The organism is Xanthomonas sp. WHRI 6106, from assembly GCF_040202405.1.
Classification (GTDB): domain Bacteria; phylum Pseudomonadota; class Gammaproteobacteria; order Xanthomonadales; family Xanthomonadaceae; genus Xanthomonas; species Xanthomonas cannabis.
This window is the reverse complement of record NZ_JBEGFC010000001.1, coordinates 246828-262322: the sequence shown is the minus strand read 5'-3', so window position 1 is coordinate 262322 and position 15495 is coordinate 246828. Positions and strand designations below refer to the sequence as shown.

Here is a 15495-nt window from a genome sequence, read left to right as displayed (position 1 = left end):
CAGGCCGTTCGCCAGCGGCACCCCACCGGCGAACGCCGAGCCCGGCACTGTCTGGCAGGCCGGGTCCCGCTGACCACGCATCCACCGCCCGCGCAGTGCGCTGCGATGATCCCGGTGCCCCTGCCCCATCCTCCAGGTCACATCCCCCGCGCTCATGCGTCATGCTGGAAACAGGACATGGAGTGTGCCGATGAATGCCGAGACGCTGGACCTGATGCTGCAACGCGAACTGCCCAGTGCCGCAGCCGGCTGCCGGCAGGCATACGGCCGCATCGTCGGTGCCTGCCAGAACACCGTCACCGCCATCGCGCTGGCGATCACCCGGGATGTCGCCGCCAGCGAAGACATCGCCCAGGAAGCGTTTCTGCGTGCCTGGCACGGCTGGCGCAACTGCATCAGCCGGCCAGCTTCCTGCCCTGGCTGCGCCAGATCACCCGCAACCTGGCGCGCGACTGGCTGCGCGCCCATCGTCACCGCCCCCTGAGTGGCGAGGCGGCGGATCTGGCGATCGCCATGGCCGCCGATCCGGCGCCCTCGCCCGCCGACCAGCTGTTGCAGGCGGAAGAAGAAATCGCCGCGATCGACATCATTTCCGCACTGCCGCAGGAAAGCCGCGAGACGTTGCTGCTGTATTACCGCGAAGGCCAGAGCTCGCAACAGGTGGCATCGCTGCTCGGGCTCAGCGACGCGGCGGTACGCAAGCGCCTGTCGCGCGCACGTGCCAGCGTGCGCGACGCGTTGTTGAGACGGTTTGGCGAATTCGCCCGCGGCAGCGCGCCCGGCGTTGCCTTCGCCACCGGCGTGACCTCGGCGACGATGCTGGCCGCGCCGGGTACCGCCAGCGCCGCCATCGCACTCGGCGGCCTGAGCGGCGCGGGCAAGCTGGGTGCCGGCGGATTGACCGGATCGGCACTCAGCGGTGGCGGTGCAGCGGGCGCGCTGAGCGTCTGGTTTGGCGCACCGGCCGTGCTCGCCGCCGGCAGCGTGCTGGTCGCCGCGCTGGGCACGTACTGGTCGGGCTGGTATCTGCTGCGCTTTGCGCAATCGCCGGATGAAGCGGCAGGCGTACGCCGCTTCACCCGTGCCATCACTTTGATCTCGGCCCTGGTCTGCGCCAGCACGCTGCTGATGAAGCGGTTCGATGTCAACGCATGGGCCTCGCTGTCGGTGCTGTGCGCAGGCCTGCTGGTGATCAGTTATCAGTCCATCGTGGTGCTGCCGCGTGTCATGCGCCCCATGCTGGAGCGCGACGCACGCAGACGCGGGGCCACGCGAGCGCCGCTGCTGTACCGGTGCATGTTCAGCCCTGGCGCCGTGATCGTCAGCAACATCGCAGTGCTGCTTCCGGTCCTGCATCACTACAACAGGCTGGGCATGGTCTGAGGCACTTGAGCGTCAGGGCCGGGCATGTCGGCAAGCGCGTGCAACTGACGGATCCTCGCCTGCCGCGCCGGTTGCCGCAGGCGCGTCGTCCTGCATTGCCGCGCGACAACCGCACCCTGTGTGCTCGCCGCAACGCTTGCTGATGCAATCGGTCATTGCAGCTCATAGACCGATTACCGACGCTGCCGCGCCATCGCCGTACGATGCCGCTACGCATCTGCACCGCGCCCTGGATCGGCAACAGACCCTGCAACCTGGCGACCGCGCCTCCACACCCTGCAGCTGGCGCCATGGTCACGCCCCGCGGTACTGGCGTCTGGACTTGCCCGGTATGGCACCCACAAAAAACGGCCTCCTGCTTGCGCGGGAGGCCGTCGGTCGATCGGCGCCTTAATGCGTGTTGCTGCTGACATGCTGCGTTCGCGGCCAGGCCTCCCGGTTCAGCCCCACCACCGGGAGGCCGCTGACCACGGGTCACACTCAGTTGGCGGCGGCAGGCTTGGCCGGCATCGGGCGCTTGCCGTGATCACCATGCTCGCCCGGACCGCGCGGACCATGCTCGCGGCGCAGCTTCGAGGCCGCATCGAACTCGGCCTTGCTCAGCTTGCCGTCCTTGTCGGTGTCGGCCTTGGCAAACCACGCATCGCGGTGTTGCTGCATGCGTAGCTCGCGGTCGGCGCGATCGACAAAGCCATCCTTGTTGAGGTCCATCTGATCGAAGCGTGCTGCAAGCTTCGGGTCGGCCTTGGCCTCCTCACGGCTGATGCGGCCGTCCTTGTTGGTGTCGAGCTTGGCCATCCATTCGCCACGGCCCTCGCGCCCCGGGCCACGATGACGTGGGCGCTCGTCGCGCGACAGCTTGCCATCCTTGTTGGTGTCCAGCGTATCGAACTGCGCGGCCAGCTTCGGGGCGGCGGCCGCTTCGCTGCGATCGATGACGCCGTCGCCATTGCTGTCGAGCTTGCCAGGACGCGAAGCATCGCCGGAAGCCGGCGGAGTGGCAGCGAACACCGCGCCGGTGGACAGCGCAGCCAGCACGGCCAGTGCGAGGAAAGGTTTGCGGGACGTCATGAGAAACTCCTGATTTGTGGGAACCACACGCGGCACCTGCATGGGCCGCATCGCGTGGGTGGCGCATCCGGATCAGCCGTGCGCTGCCACCAACACCCACATCAACGAGCTACTGCCGCAGGCGTTGACGCAGGTACCGGGCGCATTCATCCGGCGGACAGTCGCCGCTGCTGCGACACACAGGCGCTATCCTGCGTCCATGGCCATCCATGCCGACACCCACGACGACCTGCGCCTGTTCCAGACCGGCGAGCATGCCTGTGGCTACTGGTCCGACCGCCAGGCGCGCGACCTGGTGCTGGACCCGCACGACCCACGGCTTGGCACCATCTATCCGCAGGCGTTGGCCTGGGGATTCCGTCGCTCCGGCGATCTGGTCTACCGGCCGCATTGCGAACGGTGCCGCGCCTGTGTGCCGGTGCGTATCGCGGTGGACGCGTTCCGACCCGATCGCAGTCAACGCCGTTGCCTCGCGCGCAATGCGGATCTGGTGGTGCGTGTGGTTGCGGCCGAACGCACCGACGAGCAACTGGCCTTGTATCGCCACTACCTCAAGCACCGTCATCCCGGCGGCGGCATGGACGAACATGGCGCCACCGAGTTCGATCAGTTCCTGATCGGCGGTTGGTCGCACGGGCGTTTTCTTGAGATCCGCGAACCGGCTGTCGCGCATGTGCCCGGGCGCCTGCTGGCCGTCGCGGTCACCGACGTGACCGAGCACGCGCTCTCGGCGGTGTACACGTTCTATGCGCCGGATGCGGCCGAGCGCAGCCTGGGCACGCTGGCGATCCTGCAGCAGATTCAATGGGCACGCCGCGAGCGGCGCGCGCATGTCTATCTGGGCTACTGGATCGACGGCCACGCAAAGATGAACTACAAGCGGCGGTTCGGCGCGCTGGAAGCCTACGACGGCCGCCACTGGCGCGGACTGCCGGCCACTGCGCCAGCGCCCTGACGTGTCGGCGGCGACATCGGCCTGTCGCATCCAGCATGCGACAATCGCGCAATGATCAAACCACTGCTGCTGCTCGCACTGACCGCGCTCTGCGCTGCCTGTACCCATCGCACGGCCACATCGGCGGCGACCGCCGACACTGCGCCCGGCCAGGCGTCGCCCACACAGTTGCGCATCGCCACCTACAACACCTCGCTGTACTCCGACGAGGCCGGCGGCCTGGTCCGTGAGCTGCAGGGCGACAGTGCGCACGCGCGCAAGATTGCGGCCGTGCTGCAGCGCGTGCGCCCGGATCTGGTGCTGCTCAACGAGTTCGATTTCGACCCCGACCACCGTGCCGCCGAATTGTTCCAGCAGCGCTATCTGCAGGTCGCCCAGCCCGGCGGCGGCGAGCCGTTGCGTTATCCGTATCGGTATCTGGCACCGGTCAACACCGGTGTGCCGAGCGGGCTGGATCTGGACAACAGCGGCAGCGTCGGCGGCGATGGCCGCAACCGCGGCAATGATGCCTGGGGGTTCGGCCTGCATCCGGGGCAATACGGCATGCTGGTGCTGTCGCGTTATCCGATCGATGCGCAGGCCGTGCGCAGTTTCCAGTTGCTGAAATGGAGTGCATTACCGGGTGCGCTGCGGCCGATCGATCCGACCACGCGGACCTCGTTTTATAGCGACGCAATCTGGGCGCAGCTGCGGCTGTCGTCCAAGTCGCATTGGGACGTACCGGTCCGCACGCCACAGGGCGTGGTCCATGCACTGGTGTCGCACCCCACCCCGCCGGTGTTCGATGGCGCGGAAAAACGCAATGCCGCGCGCAATCATGACGAGCTCGCGCTGTGGCGTGCGTACCTGGACAACGCCGCCGACAGCACGCGCTGGCTCTGCGACGACAAGGGCACCTGCGGCGGCCTGCCGGCGGATGCGCGCTTTGTGATTCTGGGCGATCTGAACAACGATCCGATCGATGGCGCCGGCCGCCACGAAGCGATCCGCGCACTGATCCATCACCCGCGCGTCCTGCAGTACTCCACACCGCGCAGCGAAGGCGGCGCGGAAAAGACCGCCGAATACGCCGCGCGCGGCATCGCGCATACCGGCGACCCACACCAGGTCACCGGCGACTTCGGCCCGCAGGCCGGCACCATGCGCCTGGACTACGTCCTGCCCTCCCGCCAGTTCACCCTGGTCGGCAGCGGCATCTTCTGGCCGGCCGGCACCACCGCCGACGCGGCAATTGCCGATGGCAGCGACCATCATGCGGTGTGGGTGGATGTGGGTTGGTAGCGGGGATTGGGGAGTCGGGATTGGGGAGTCGGAAGAGCGCGTTCCCTGTCCGGCTACGTTAATGGAGCTCGGCTGGTAATGGACGTGAGCATGCGCGGCCAGCCGTGCGGCGCGACGCAGCTCCGCCTGCAGTGACGTGGCGTCACCAAGAGTGGTCAATCATTTGGCGACGGGCAGCGCGCCCGGGCGTGCGCACGAACCTCGCCATGCTTTGGTGCTTTGGCGCGTTGACGCAATGCGGCGGTGCGCTGCATTGCGTCGGACGTGCAGCGCGTCAGGCCTGCAACTGGATCGACAGTGCAGCGGCCGCCACGCGCGCCTTCTCGCGTGCGTCGTCGATGCTGCCCGCGCGGGCAAGCGTCACGCCCACACGGCGGTGACCGTCCACGCGCGGCTTGCCGAACAGGCGCAGCGCGGTATCCGGGTCGCGCAGGGCGTCGGCCACGTTGTCGAACAACGGCGCGCCATGGCCGTGCGCGAGCAAGGCGCAGGAGGCCGACGGGCCGCTCTGACGGATGACGCCGCCGTCTTCTGCGCCCACCGGCAAGCCGAGAATCGCGCGCGCATGCAGTGCGAATTCGCTGAGGTCCTGCGAGACCAGCGTGACCAGTCCGGTGTCGTGCGGGCGCGGCGACACTTCGCTGAACCACACCGCGTCGCCCTTGACGAACAGCTCCACGCCGAACAGGCCCCAGCCGCCCAGGTCGTCGGTGATGGCTTTTGCGATCTGCTGCGAGCGACGCAATGCGGCTTCCGACATCGGCTGCGGCTGCCAGCTTTCGCGGTAGTCGCCGTCCTGCTGCCAGTGGCCAATCGGGTCGCAGAACGAGGTGCCGCCGGCATGCCGCACGGTCAGCAAGGTGATCTCGTAATCGAAATCGATGAAGCCTTCGACGATGCAGCGCCCGGCACCGGCACGGCCGCCGGTCTGCGCGTAGTTCCACGCCGCGTCGATATCCGCTTCGCTGCGCAAGGTGCTCTGGCCCTTGCCCGAGGACGACATCACCGGCTTGACCACGCACGGCAGACCCACCGCAGCAATCGCCTCGCGGTATTCCGCGGCGGTGTCGACGAAGCGATACGGCGAGGTCGGCAGGCCCAGCGTTTCGGCAGCCAGCCGGCGGATGCCTTCGCGGTCCATGGTCAGGCGTGCGGCACGCGCGGTCGGAATCACCTTCTGGCCCTGGTCGCGCTCCAGCGCCACCAGGGTCTCGGTATGGATCGCTTCGATCTCCGGCACGATCAGATGCGGCTGCTCGGTGGCGATCAGCGCGCGCAAGGCGGCGGGATCGAGCATGTCCAGCACGTGCGAGCGGTGCGCCACCTGCATCGCCGGCGCGTTCGCGTAGCGATCGGCGGCGATGACTTCCACCCCGAAGCGCTGCAGTTCGATCGCCACTTCCTTGCCCAACTCGCCCGAGCCCAGCAACAGCACGCGGGTGGCGGAAGGCGACAGCGGCGTGCCGAGAGTAGTCATGAGCGCAGGTCCAGATGGGAAAGGGGCGGCCATTCTAACGGCCTGCCCCGATCATCGCCGCCCGGCGGCTTGCGTTGACTGATATCACTTTGATATCTTTTTCTTCGGACCCAAGGAGACATACTCATGAAAGAGAAGCCGATCCGCTCATTGCCGGGCATCCCCCTCGTCCTCGTTGCCGGCGCCGGCCTGATCGGCGCAGCCTGGTACCTGCTGACCGCGATGGCCGGCACCAGCCTCACGCCCGGCGGATTGATCGGGGCGACGTTGGGGGCGGCGGCGTGCATCTTCATCCTGGCGGGTCTGTACACCCTGGAACCGAACCAGGCTGCGGTGCTGAGCCTGTTCGGCAAGTATGTCGGTACGGTCAAGGACGCCGGCCTGCGCTGGAATGTGCCGTTCTACGCCAAGCGCCGCGTCAGCCAGCGCGTGCGCAACTTCGAGAGCGGGCGGCTCAAGGTCAACGAACTGGACGGCAGCCCGATCGAGATCGCCGCGGTGATCGTGTGGCAGGTGCTGGATGCCTCCGAAGCCGTCTACAACGTGGACGACTACGAGAGCTTCGTGCACATCCAGTCCGAGGCGGCGCTGCGCGCCATGGCCACCAGCTACCCGTACGACCAGCACGAAGACGGCCAGATCTCGCTGCGCAGTCACCCGGCCGAAATCAGCGAGCAGCTCAAGCGGCACCTGGACGAGCGCCTCACCCAGGCCGGCGTGGACGTGATCGAAGCACGCATCAGCCACCTGGCCTATGCGCCGGAAATCGCCCAGGCCATGCTGCAGCGCCAGCAGGCCAATGCGGTGATCGCCGCACGCACCCGCATCGTGGCCGGCGCGGTCGGCATGGTGGAGATGGCGCTGGCCGAGCTGCAGAAAAACGGCGTGGTACAGCTGGACGAAGAGCGCAAGGCGCATATGGTCAGCAACCTGCTCACCGTGTTGTGTTCTGATCGCGGTACCCAACCGGTGGTCAATGCCGGCTCTTTGTATTGAGGTGATGCAATGAATGTCATGGTGCCACTGGTCGTCGCGCTGTCCGGCTTGCCCGCGCTGGCGATCGCCGCCTCGATCGGGGCGGACGACGACGACCGCGCGCGCGGCCTGGGCCTGCGCTGGACGTTGATCAGCCTGGTGATCCTGGTCGGCGCGGCATGCCTGTACTGGGCCGGCGACAACCGCGCCGGCATCTACGCAGTGGTGATCGGCATGATCATCGGCGTCAACACGCTGATCGTGTCGATGGTCATGCACCTGCGCCGCCACGGCAGCCGCAGGAACGGCGAATGAGCGAAAAGAAGGCCTATCCGCTGCGCATCAATGCCGATGTTCTGGCCGCCGCGCAGCGCTGGGCCGACGACGAACTGCGCAGCCTCAACGCGCAGATCGAATACGTGCTGCGCGATGCGCTGCGCAAGGCCGGGCGACTGCCGAAGCCGCAGGGCGACACGGAACCCTCCGCATGACCAGATCTGTGGACTCAGCCATCGTCGCGCTGGCACACGCGCCCGTCGGCGACATCTCACCTGATGACCGCCGGGGCGAATCGATCGCCCGGAGCTGCTCGGGTGGGGCGCTGACCACGCTCGCCATACATCGGCCACCGGGTACGGCATTGCTGGCGTTGAAGAAGGAACGCTGAGATGGCGACGCATTCCGACCAGCCCCAACGCAGTGCCACAGCGCCCAAAGCGCACACCGGGCACCACTCGCAGCCGCGCCGACGCGACTACGCAGCGGCGCCGGCGACGCACTGGGGCCTGGCAGTCTGGCTTTGGCTCCCACTGTCGATCGCGGCAGGCCTCATCACCATCGCGCACCCAAGCAGTCATGACCATCCCGGTACGCTGATGGTGCATCTGGGCATCCTGCTGGCAGTGGCGGTGGTGTGCACCGTTGCGCACGCACGACGCAGCATCCAGCTGGACGACGATTGCCTGATCGTCCGCTCGACCTTCTTCACCAAACGTGTGCCGCTCAGCGCACTGCGCCTGGACCGCGCACGCATTGTCGACCTGGCCGAACAGACGGCGTTCAAACCTGGCCTGCAGTTGCTCGGCTTCGGCTACCCGGGTTTCAAATCGGGGCATTACCGCAGCAAGTCCGCAATCAGAGGCTTTTATCTACTGACCCAATCCAGGCGCGTACTGATTCTGCCGCTGCGCGACAACAGCCTGGTGGTGCTCAGCCCTGATCAGCCACGCCAATTACTCGAGGACTTAAGAGCGGCTGACGGATCGTAGCGAGCAGTCATCAGCCGGACGTGGGCGAACCGCGGTGTATGGGCGGCACATGCCGTCCCGAGCAACGGCCGCGGCCGTTCGGCGGCCGCGCAGTGGTTTTGCAATCTGCTTTTGCGGCAGCTGGCCGTAGGCCACGCTTGGCCCTACCCTGTCGCCATGCGCACTCTCCCCACCACGTTGCTCAACACCACTGCCATCGAGTTGCTACCCGCCGCCTTGATGCGCGCGCGCAGCAATGCCGATGCACGCGTGCTGGCGCAGACCGACTGGCTGCTGCGGCGCAAGCGCGACGGACGCTATCTGGCCGCGCAGCTGGCACAGGGCCTCATGCCGCTGATACCGCGGTTGGCACGCGAGCCCGGGCTGGACGAGGCGCTGGACCGGCTGCACGCCGCCGCTGCCCGCACGCAACCGCCGCACGCCATGACGCTGATGATCGACGGCCTGCAGCGCCGCCTGAGCCGACTCGGTCTGGATGCAGACGGCTATCAGCAACAAACCGGCCTGCAGCTGATCGCCGAGCCGGCGACCTTGCAATCTGCCGGGCGCGATCGCTTCGGCCGCCCGCTCTGGCTCGGCGCAGGCGCCGCGCGCGCCTGGCACCACATGCGCGCGGCAGCACTGCGAACGGACATCGTGCTGGATGCCATCTCCGGCTACCGCAGTCACGACTACCAGCTGGGAATCTTCGAGCGCAAATTTGCGCGTGGACTTACCCTGGAACAGATCCTGGCAGTCAACGCCGCGCCCGGTTTCAGCGAACACCACAGCGGCGACGCGCTGGATATCGGCACCCCCGGCGAGCCACCGGCGGAAGAGTCGTTTGAGACCACCGCGGCGTTTGCCTGGTTGAACGAGCATGCGGCAGATTTCGGCTATCGCCTGAGCTACCCACGCAACAACCCGCACGGCATCGTCTACGAGCCGTGGCATTGGCGTTGGCATGCTCCCTGACAGACGCGATATGCAAGACGCAGTGGCCGCGATGGATCACTCCTGCGAGCGCGGCGTCGGCACCTTGGCTGCCACGCTGAAGTCGGCAATCTTCCACAGATAGAACGCGGCATAGGTGCGGTACGGGCCCCAACGTTCGCCGCGGATGGCCAGCTCCTTGGGCGTCGGCATCTGCGCCTGCCTGTCCACGCGCTGGGCGCCCTTGCGCACGCCCAGGTCATCGATCGGCAGCAGATCCGGCCGGCCCAGGCGGAACATCAGCATCATTTCCACCGTCCAGCGGCCGATGCCACGCACCGGAATCAGTGCCTGGACAATCGCCTCGTCGTCCATGAAAGCAAGCTTGCGCACGGAGGGAATCTGGCCGTCGCACGCGCGGCGTACCAGATCGCGCAACGCCAGCGCCTTGTTGCCGGAAACTCCGCAGCCACGCAATGCCGCATCGTCCACGCGACCGAGGGTGTCCGCATGCAGACGCGGCGAGCCGATCGCCGCTTCCACACGTGCCACGATGGTGGACGCCGCCTTGCCGCTGAGTTGCTGGAACAGGATGGCGCGCGCCAACGCATCCACCGGGTCGAACGGCTTGCGCCACCCCGGCTGCGGGGCGATCGGGCCGATACGCCGCATCCACGCACCCAGGGCGCGATCGCGCTGGCTCAGGTGTGCGAACGCCATCTCCACATCGAAGCCGCGGGTATGGCGCGGCATGCTCAGCGCCTCAACGCACCGATGGCCAGCACCACCCAACCCAGCATCAGGCTCATGCCGCCAACGGGCGCCAGGCTGGTCGGCCAATGCAGCAGCGCGCCGCCGACCAGGCTGCCCGAAAACAGGACGGTGCCGAGCAACAACAACGACAGCCCGACCCGCGCCAGTGCACGCGTGTCGGTAGCGCCAAGCACGGTGAGCACCGCGCCGTGCCCGAAGGCGTACAGGGACGCCAGTTGCAGCCGCGACTGCACCAGCGCATCGGACACGCCATGTGAGGCGTAGGCCGACAGGCCCACTGCGGTGGCGGCCAGCAGGCCGCCGCAGAACGCCAGCAACGAGGGGTGTTTCTTGCGACGGTCGAGCAACGACATAAGGGGAGACTTCCTGGCAGCGCCATGGCGCAAAAAAAAACGCGCCGCAGGACTGCGGCGCGTTTTGTCTGGATCAGATCATCGTGGTGAGACGATTACTTGATGGCCCAGTAGACGTCGTAGGTGCCGTCCTGCGTAAAGGACTTGTCCACGCCGCCCTTCCACGACTCGTACGGACGCTCGGTCACGTCGTTGCCGCTGGTGGCAGCCCAGGCACGCAGCGAGCTACGCACTGCATCCAGGCCGGCCATATGGCCTGCGTAGGTGGCAAACGCCGAACGGTGCGCCTTGGTGCGCTCGTACTTCACCGGCGCCTCGGACGGGATGTTGACCTTCAGCTCTTCGCCCGTTGCGGCAACCGGGGTTGCATCGACGGGTGCAGCGGCTGCGGCGTCGTCCTTCTTGGCATCGGCCTTGGCGGTATCGGTCTTGGCGTCGGCCTTCGGCGCGCCACCGGCACGCTTGCGGACCGGCTGCACGACGTCGAACGCGTACTTGTCGGTGGCGAAGTCGGTGGTGACGATGCGCACCGGGCCAGCAGTTTCCAGACCATTGGCGTCCATGACGCGCTTGATCCACTCCTGGTTGTCCTTGATCGACTTCTTGATCGTCTCGTTGTCACGATCGATGTTGCCTGCGGTGACGACCAGCAGGTCCTCGGCGGGCACATCGACGATCTTGAGATCGCTCAACACCGGCTTTCCGTCGAGCTGGGCGCGGTAGTCGAAATTCGGCACGGTGGCCAAGGCGGTTGCCAGACGCGACAGACCCAGCTTCAGGTCATCGCCCACGTGACGGCTGACATACAAGCCGGCATAGCGACCGAACAGGTTCCAGCCGTACTTGACGCTGTAGTCCTGGGTGATCTTGACGTTCTTGTTGTTCTTGCCGGTCGGAGCCAGAGTGAAATTGGTGACCTTGTCGTAGCCCTTGGTGGGATCTTCGATCGCGATCTCAACACGCTCGTTCTTGACGGTGTTGGTGATTTCCCAGCTGCCCTTGCCGATATAGCCCTCGTTGGAGCTGTACTCGACGCGTGCACCCTTGCCCTCTTCCGGGCCGGCCAGCTTCAGCTGGATCTTCGGGTCACGCAGCACAAGCGGGTTCCAATCCTTGAAACGACGGAAGCTGTTCACGGTGTCGTAAACAATCGTCATCCTGCGGTTGGTCTCAACACTCTCGGACATCTGCCGCTCCGAGGGCAACACCAAGCCCACCACGACAAACAAGCCAGCCACGATCCCCAAGGCGATCAGGAACTCGATAATACGGGTCATTCAGGAGGTCTCCGGGGCCGATCCCACGGCCGGGTTGAGTGAAGCGAAGCCACCATCCTAGCAGGCTTCGAGAAAGATGTTCAGTTGTGCGACGGGTAGCGCGGTCTTGCGGTGTCATCCAGCGCGCGCGACGCCGTAGTGGAACTGCGCAATCCCTGCCTGCGCAAGGGTTTGCGCCGCGCGCGCAGCCATCATGCACATCGTGCGCTGCGTGCGCGTGATGCCGTGCCCATTGCAGGCACCGATGGGCGCCGGCACCACGTCTGAACGGGCCGCCGCGGCAACCGGACCACGACCTGCGGCACGCAGGCGGCCGCAGCGGTCACGATCAGACCAGTTGCAGCTCGAACGCCTTCAGCACCGCGCGGGTACGGTCGCGCACGCCCAGTTTGGACAGGATGTTGGAGACGTGATTCTTGATGGTGCCTTCGGCCACGCCCAGCGAGTTGGCGATCTCCTTGTTGGAAAAGCCGCTGGCCATCAGGCGCAGGATCTCGGTCTCGCGATCGGTCAGCGGATCGGGCCGGTCCAGGCTGACGAACTCGTTGCGCATGTGCTCCAAACCCGAGAGCAGGCGCTGGGTCACTGCCGGCTGCACCAGCGAACCGCCATCGGCCACGGTGCGGATGGCGCCGACCAGCTGTTCCAGCGAGACGTCCTTGAGCAGGTAGCCCTTGGCGCCGGCCTTGAGCCCGGCCAGTACCAGCTGGTCGTCGTCGAAGGTGGTCAGGATGATGGTCGGCGGCAGCGTGCCGTTGCGCGAGAGCATCTGCAGGGCCTCCAGCCCGGACATCACCGGCATGCGCATGTCCATCAGCACCACGTCCGGCCGGATCTGCGGAATCTGCTCCACCGCCTGTCTGCCGTCCGAGGCCTCGGCCACCACCTCGATGCCGTTGTCCAGCGCCAGCAGCGAGCGGATGCCCTGGCGTACCAGGGTTTGGTCGTCGACCAGGCACACACGGATCATCTAGAACACTCCTTGAGTCACGGCCGCCGGCATCAGTGCCGGCGCGCCTGGAACGGAGATGCGCAGGCCGAAGCCGTCACCCCGCCGGGTTTGGATTTCCAGCTGCCCACCATACTGGTTGAGCCGCTCTCGCATGCCGCGCAAGCCATTGCCGGGCGCGACCGTGTCGGCGCCGTGGCCGTCGTCGCGGGCGTCGATCAGCACGCTGTCGGCGTCGCGGCGCACCTGGATCCACAGATTGCGCGCGCCGGCGTGGCGGACCGCATTGGTGATGATTTCCTGGGTGCAGCGCAGCAGCACGTGGGCGCGCTCGGGGTCGTCCAGGGTCAGCGGCTGGGCGATGTCCAGGTGGATGTCCAGCGAGGGCACCTGGGTCACCAGCGGGCGCAGCGCCGCCTCCAGGTCGATGGCGCCGCTGTCGCGCAGCTGGCTGACCGCTTCGCGCACGTCGGTGAGCAGCAGCTTGGCCAGGGTATGCGCCTGGCGCACGTGCTCCTGTGCCTGGCCCTCGGTGATATGGCCGGCCACTTCCAGATTCAGGCTCAGCGCGGTGAGGTGATGGCCCAGCAGATCGTGCAATTCCCGCGAAATGCGGGTGCGCTCGTTGATGCGCGCGCTCTCGGCCAGCAGCGCGCGGGTGGCGCGCAGTTCGGCATTGAGCCGGCGCTGTTCTTCGCGCGCTTCGGTCTGCTGACGGGCCACCAGGCTGGTGACGAAGATGAACATCGAAAAGCCGCCGTAGAGCAGCGACTGCATCAGTGCGGCCAGCAGGGTGAAGTCCGCCCGCAGGTAATAGAACACCGGCAACACCGCCAGCTGGCTCAGCACCAGCCACAGCACGCCCACCCGCAGCGGCAACAGCCACGGGATCACCCCGGCCGCCACCATCATCAGGATGCTGCCCAGGCCGGTGCCGCTCAGATAACTCACCGCCAGGGCGCAGATCGTCAGCAGCAACAGCAGTAGCCGGTCGTACCAGTGCGCGTGGCCGCCACTGCTCAGGCCGCGGGTCAACCAGAAGTAGCTGGCGCCGAAGCCGACGAAGAAGGCCGCCATGATCAGGGCCTCGGCCACGCTGCGATGATCGCCCTCTTCGACCGGCGGCCAATACGTGTACACCAGCGGCATGGCGATCATGGCCCAGGTGAACAGGCCGGCGAAGCGCAGGACGCGCGTATGACTGAGGTATCCCAACATGTCCGCATCTTAGGGCCAAGCCGCGCCGCTGCCCTCTTGCCGGAAGTCATGCCTGCACGTCATCGGCGGCGTGCGCGGACTGGCGACGGCGGTGCCTGCGCAGCATCCCGGCGTGCGTGCGCGTGCCTGCGGGGACGCGGCGCGCCATCGCGGTGCGCGCTCCGGGTCGCCGCTTCAGGCCACGCATGTAATAATCCGACGCAGATCCGATTTCGGATCGAGAGCGTTACCCCACGGAGTCCCAATGTCGATCGTCATCCGCGACGTGCGCGAGCACGAGCTCGATTCCGTCCTGGCCCTGAACAACAATGCCGGACTGGCGATCCTGCCGCTGGATTCAAACAAGCTGCAACGGTTCTATGCGCAGGCCGAATATTTCCGCGTCGCCGAGCGCGACGGCAACCTGGCCGGGTTCCTGGTCGGGTTCGGTAGCGGCAGTGCGCACGACAGCAGCAATTTCGCCTGGTTCCGGGACCGTCATCCGGAATTCTTCTATATCGACCGCATCGTGGTCGCCAGCCGCCGCCGCGGTGGTGGCGTGGGCCGCGCGTTCTACGCCGATGTGCAGAGCTACACCGAGCTGCGCTACCCGCAACTGGCCTGCGAGGTGTTCCTGGACCATGGCGCGGATGCGGCGCTGCTGTTCCATGGCAGCTTCGGCTTCCGCGAAGTGGGCCAGAACACCATGCCCGACGTGGATGTGCGCGCCAGCATGCTGCTGAAGGACATGTGCAGCTATCCGTGGGTCAAGGAGACCTATGGCGGCAACCTGCCCGAGGACCTGCCGTGGGTCGGCCGGCCGCGTCATGCCGCCACCGCCAATCAACCGACGGGGGCCTGAGGCGTGTCGAGCGTGAATGTGGATTTTGAGCAGGCCGGCGAACTGAAGATCGGCCAGGTGGGTATTGCCAACCTGCGCATACGTACCCTGGACGTGCCGCGCCTGGTGCGCGAAATGCGCGAACGCGTGAACCGTGCCCCCAAGCTGTTCGGGCGCGCAGCGGTGATCCTGGATTTCGGCGGGTTGTCGCAGGTGCCGGACGTGGCCACCGCCAAGGCACTGCTGGACGGCCTGCGCGATGCCGGCGTGCTGCCGGTGGCCCTGGCCTACGGCACCAGCGAGATCGACCTGCTGTCGCAGCAGCTCGGCGTGCCGCTGCTGGCCAAGTTCCGCGCGCAGTACGAGCCGACTGCAGTCAGCCCGCCGCCACCGCCACCGCCGCCCGCACGCGCCGAACCGGCACCACCCGCCGCGCGCCCGGCACCGGGCCGCATGCAGCGCACCGCGGTGCGTTCGGGCCAGCAGCTGTACGCGGAGAACTGCGACCTGACCGTCCTCAATACGGTGGGTGCGGGGGCGGAGGTCATCGCCGACGGCAGCATCCATATCTACGGTACCCTGCGTGGCCGCGCTCTGGCCGGCGCGCAGGGCAACCCGGACGCGCGCATCTTCTGCCGCGACTTCCACGCCGAACTGGTCGCCATCGCTGGCCACTACAAGGTGTTGGACGATGTTCCCATGGACCTGCGTGGCAAGGCCGTCCAGGTCTGGCTGGAGCAGGATCAGATCAAGATCGCTGCGCTTGATTGACGCGGCCCAAC

16 protein-coding genes, 1 other RNA gene and 2 pseudogenes are annotated in these 15495 nt (G+C 66.9%); 11 read left to right on the top strand and 8 right to left on the bottom strand.

Annotated elements, in window-relative coordinates; genetic code table 11:
- Window positions 1-190 precede the first annotated feature (190 nt).
- A pseudogene (locus ABQZ09_RS01240) lies at window positions 191-1383 on the top strand (RNA polymerase sigma factor).
- Between the two features lie 480 nt (window positions 1384-1863).
- Here ABQZ09_RS01240 and ABQZ09_RS01235 read toward each other — a convergent pair.
- Window positions 1864-2454 carry an EF-hand domain-containing protein gene (locus ABQZ09_RS01235; protein WP_349775913.1) on the bottom strand — a complete coding sequence of 197 codons (591 nt, stop codon included), beginning with the start codon at window positions 2452-2454 and terminating at the stop codon, window positions 1864-1866.
- A 40-nt stretch (window positions 2455-2494) separates the two neighbouring features.
- Here ABQZ09_RS01235 and ABQZ09_RS01230 point away from each other — a divergent pair, with 40 nt between their 5' ends.
- Window positions 2495-3409: an arginyltransferase gene (locus tag ABQZ09_RS01230; protein WP_349775912.1), complete on the top strand. Its 915-nt coding sequence runs from the start codon at window positions 2495-2497 to the stop codon at window positions 3407-3409.
- A 51-nt stretch (window positions 3410-3460) separates the two neighbouring features.
- Window positions 3461-4690 (top strand): endonuclease/exonuclease/phosphatase family protein, encoded by a 1230-nt coding sequence (locus ABQZ09_RS01225; protein WP_349775911.1) that lies wholly within the window; start codon window positions 3461-3463, stop codon window positions 4688-4690.
- A 274-nt stretch (window positions 4691-4964) separates the two neighbouring features.
- Here the strand turns inward: ABQZ09_RS01225 and purT are convergent, their stop codons facing one another.
- Entirely contained in the window at window positions 4965-6167 is a 1203-nt protein-coding gene (gene purT / locus ABQZ09_RS01220; RefSeq protein ID WP_228313773.1) for a formate-dependent phosphoribosylglycinamide formyltransferase, read from the bottom strand.
- A gap of 126 nt (window positions 6168-6293) precedes the next feature.
- Here purT and ABQZ09_RS01215 point away from each other — a divergent pair, with 126 nt between their 5' ends.
- From ABQZ09_RS01215 to ABQZ09_RS01195, 5 genes and pseudogenes are all read left to right on the top strand, one after another.
- Window positions 6294-7163 (top strand): SPFH domain-containing protein, encoded by an 870-nt coding sequence (locus ABQZ09_RS01215; RefSeq protein WP_039564995.1) that lies wholly within the window; start codon window positions 6294-6296, stop codon window positions 7161-7163.
- 9 nt (window positions 7164-7172) lie between these two features.
- Window positions 7173-7457 carry a hypothetical protein gene (locus ABQZ09_RS01210; protein WP_349775910.1) on the top strand — a complete coding sequence of 95 codons (285 nt, stop codon included), beginning with the start codon at window positions 7173-7175 and terminating at the stop codon, window positions 7455-7457.
- Window positions 7454-7633: a type II toxin-antitoxin system antitoxin gene (locus ABQZ09_RS01205; protein ID WP_228313775.1), complete on the top strand. Its 180-nt coding sequence runs from the start codon at window positions 7454-7456 to the stop codon at window positions 7631-7633. The genes ABQZ09_RS01210 and ABQZ09_RS01205 overlap by 4 nt, the downstream gene beginning before the upstream one ends.
- On the top strand, window positions 7630-7809 hold the full coding sequence (locus tag ABQZ09_RS01200; RefSeq protein ID WP_349775909.1) for a hypothetical protein: 180 nt from the start codon (window positions 7630-7632) through the stop codon (window positions 7807-7809). The genes ABQZ09_RS01205 and ABQZ09_RS01200 overlap by 4 nt, the downstream gene beginning before the upstream one ends.
- Window position 7810: 1 nt before the next feature.
- Window positions 7811-8380, top strand: a pseudogene (locus tag ABQZ09_RS01195) (PH domain-containing protein); the annotation flags it as partial.
- A gap of 14 nt (window positions 8381-8394) precedes the next feature.
- Here the strand turns inward: ABQZ09_RS01195 and ABQZ09_RS01190 are convergent.
- Window positions 8395-8461, bottom strand: a non-coding RNA gene (locus ABQZ09_RS01190) — sX9 sRNA.
- A 105-nt stretch (window positions 8462-8566) separates the two neighbouring features.
- On the opposite strand from ABQZ09_RS01190, the gene ABQZ09_RS01185 reads away from it, so the two are divergent.
- On the top strand, window positions 8567-9364 hold the full coding sequence (locus ABQZ09_RS01185) for a M15 family metallopeptidase (RefSeq protein WP_349775908.1): 798 nt from the start codon (window positions 8567-8569) through the stop codon (window positions 9362-9364).
- Between the two features lie 36 nt (window positions 9365-9400).
- On the opposite strand, the gene ABQZ09_RS01180 is transcribed toward ABQZ09_RS01185, so the two are convergent.
- The 5 genes from ABQZ09_RS01180 to ABQZ09_RS01160 all read right to left on the bottom strand — a co-directional run bounded on the left by ABQZ09_RS01180 (window position 9401) and on the right by ABQZ09_RS01160 (window position 13893).
- Window positions 9401-10075: a DNA-3-methyladenine glycosylase family protein gene (locus ABQZ09_RS01180; RefSeq protein ID WP_349775907.1), complete on the bottom strand. Its 675-nt coding sequence runs from the start codon at window positions 10073-10075 to the stop codon at window positions 9401-9403.
- A gap of 2 nt (window positions 10076-10077) precedes the next feature.
- The gene (locus tag ABQZ09_RS01175; RefSeq protein ID WP_047695953.1) at window positions 10078-10449 is read right to left on the bottom strand and encodes a DUF423 domain-containing protein; all 372 of its coding nucleotides are present in this window, start codon (window positions 10447-10449) and stop codon (window positions 10078-10080) included.
- Window positions 10450-10544: 95 nt separating this feature from the next.
- Entirely contained in the window at window positions 10545-11726 is a 1182-nt protein-coding gene (locus ABQZ09_RS01170; protein WP_039409823.1) for a polyketide cyclase, read from the bottom strand.
- 328 nt (window positions 11727-12054) lie between these two features.
- Window positions 12055-12696 carry a response regulator gene (locus ABQZ09_RS01165; protein WP_349775906.1) on the bottom strand — a complete coding sequence of 214 codons (642 nt, stop codon included), beginning with the start codon at window positions 12694-12696 and terminating at the stop codon, window positions 12055-12057.
- A complete protein-coding gene (locus ABQZ09_RS01160) occupies window positions 12697-13893 on the bottom strand; it encodes a sensor histidine kinase (protein ID WP_228313777.1) in 1197 nt (398 codons plus the stop codon).
- 244 nt (window positions 13894-14137) lie between these two features.
- Here ABQZ09_RS01160 and ABQZ09_RS01155 point away from each other — a divergent pair, with 244 nt between their 5' ends.
- Together ABQZ09_RS01155 and minC are read left to right on the top strand one after the other, a co-directional pair.
- A complete protein-coding gene (locus tag ABQZ09_RS01155) occupies window positions 14138-14734 on the top strand; it encodes a GNAT family N-acetyltransferase (RefSeq protein ID WP_039409814.1) in 597 nt (198 codons plus the stop codon).
- Between the two features lie 3 nt (window positions 14735-14737).
- Window positions 14738-15484, top strand: coding sequence for a septum site-determining protein MinC (gene minC, locus ABQZ09_RS01150; RefSeq protein WP_039409811.1), 747 nt, complete (start codon window positions 14738-14740; stop codon window positions 15482-15484).
- Window positions 15485-15495 lie beyond the last annotated feature (11 nt).

Bases quoted from the DNA above. Each gene is read 5' to 3' on its own strand.
- ABQZ09_RS01210 (WP_349775910.1), top strand. From the start codon at position 7,173: ATGAATGTCATGGTGCCACTGGTCGTCGCGCTGTCCGGCTTGCCCGCG.
- ABQZ09_RS01235 (WP_349775913.1), bottom strand. From the start codon at position 2,454: ATGACGTCCCGCAAACCTTTCCTCGCACTGGCCGTGCTGGCTGCGCTG.
- ABQZ09_RS01165 (WP_349775906.1), bottom strand. From the start codon at position 12,696: ATGATCCGTGTGTGCCTGGTCGACGACCAAACCCTGGTACGCCAGGGC.
- ABQZ09_RS01200 (WP_349775909.1), top strand. From the start codon at position 7,630: ATGACCAGATCTGTGGACTCAGCCATCGTCGCGCTGGCACACGCGCCC.
- ABQZ09_RS01180 (WP_349775907.1), bottom strand. From the start codon at position 10,075: ATGCCGCGCCATACCCGCGGCTTCGATGTGGAGATGGCGTTCGCACAC.
- purT (WP_228313773.1), bottom strand. From the start codon at position 6,167: ATGACTACTCTCGGCACGCCGCTGTCGCCTTCCGCCACCCGCGTGCTG.
- ABQZ09_RS01160 (WP_228313777.1), bottom strand. From the start codon at position 13,893: ATGTTGGGATACCTCAGTCATACGCGCGTCCTGCGCTTCGCCGGCCTG.
- ABQZ09_RS01230 (WP_349775912.1), top strand. From the start codon at position 2,495: ATGGGCCGCATCGCGTGGGTGGCGCATCCGGATCAGCCGTGCGCTGCC.
- ABQZ09_RS01175 (WP_047695953.1), bottom strand. From the start codon at position 10,449: ATGTCGTTGCTCGACCGTCGCAAGAAACACCCCTCGTTGCTGGCGTTC.
- ABQZ09_RS01225 (WP_349775911.1), top strand. From the start codon at position 3,461: ATGATCAAACCACTGCTGCTGCTCGCACTGACCGCGCTCTGCGCTGCC.
- ABQZ09_RS01170 (WP_039409823.1), bottom strand. From the start codon at position 11,726: ATGACCCGTATTATCGAGTTCCTGATCGCCTTGGGGATCGTGGCTGGC.
- ABQZ09_RS01215 (WP_039564995.1), top strand. From the start codon at position 6,294: ATGAAAGAGAAGCCGATCCGCTCATTGCCGGGCATCCCCCTCGTCCTC.
- ABQZ09_RS01205 (WP_228313775.1), top strand. From the start codon at position 7,454: ATGAGCGAAAAGAAGGCCTATCCGCTGCGCATCAATGCCGATGTTCTG.
- ABQZ09_RS01155 (WP_039409814.1), top strand. From the start codon at position 14,138: ATGTCGATCGTCATCCGCGACGTGCGCGAGCACGAGCTCGATTCCGTC.
- ABQZ09_RS01185 (WP_349775908.1), top strand. From the start codon at position 8,567: ATGCGCACTCTCCCCACCACGTTGCTCAACACCACTGCCATCGAGTTG.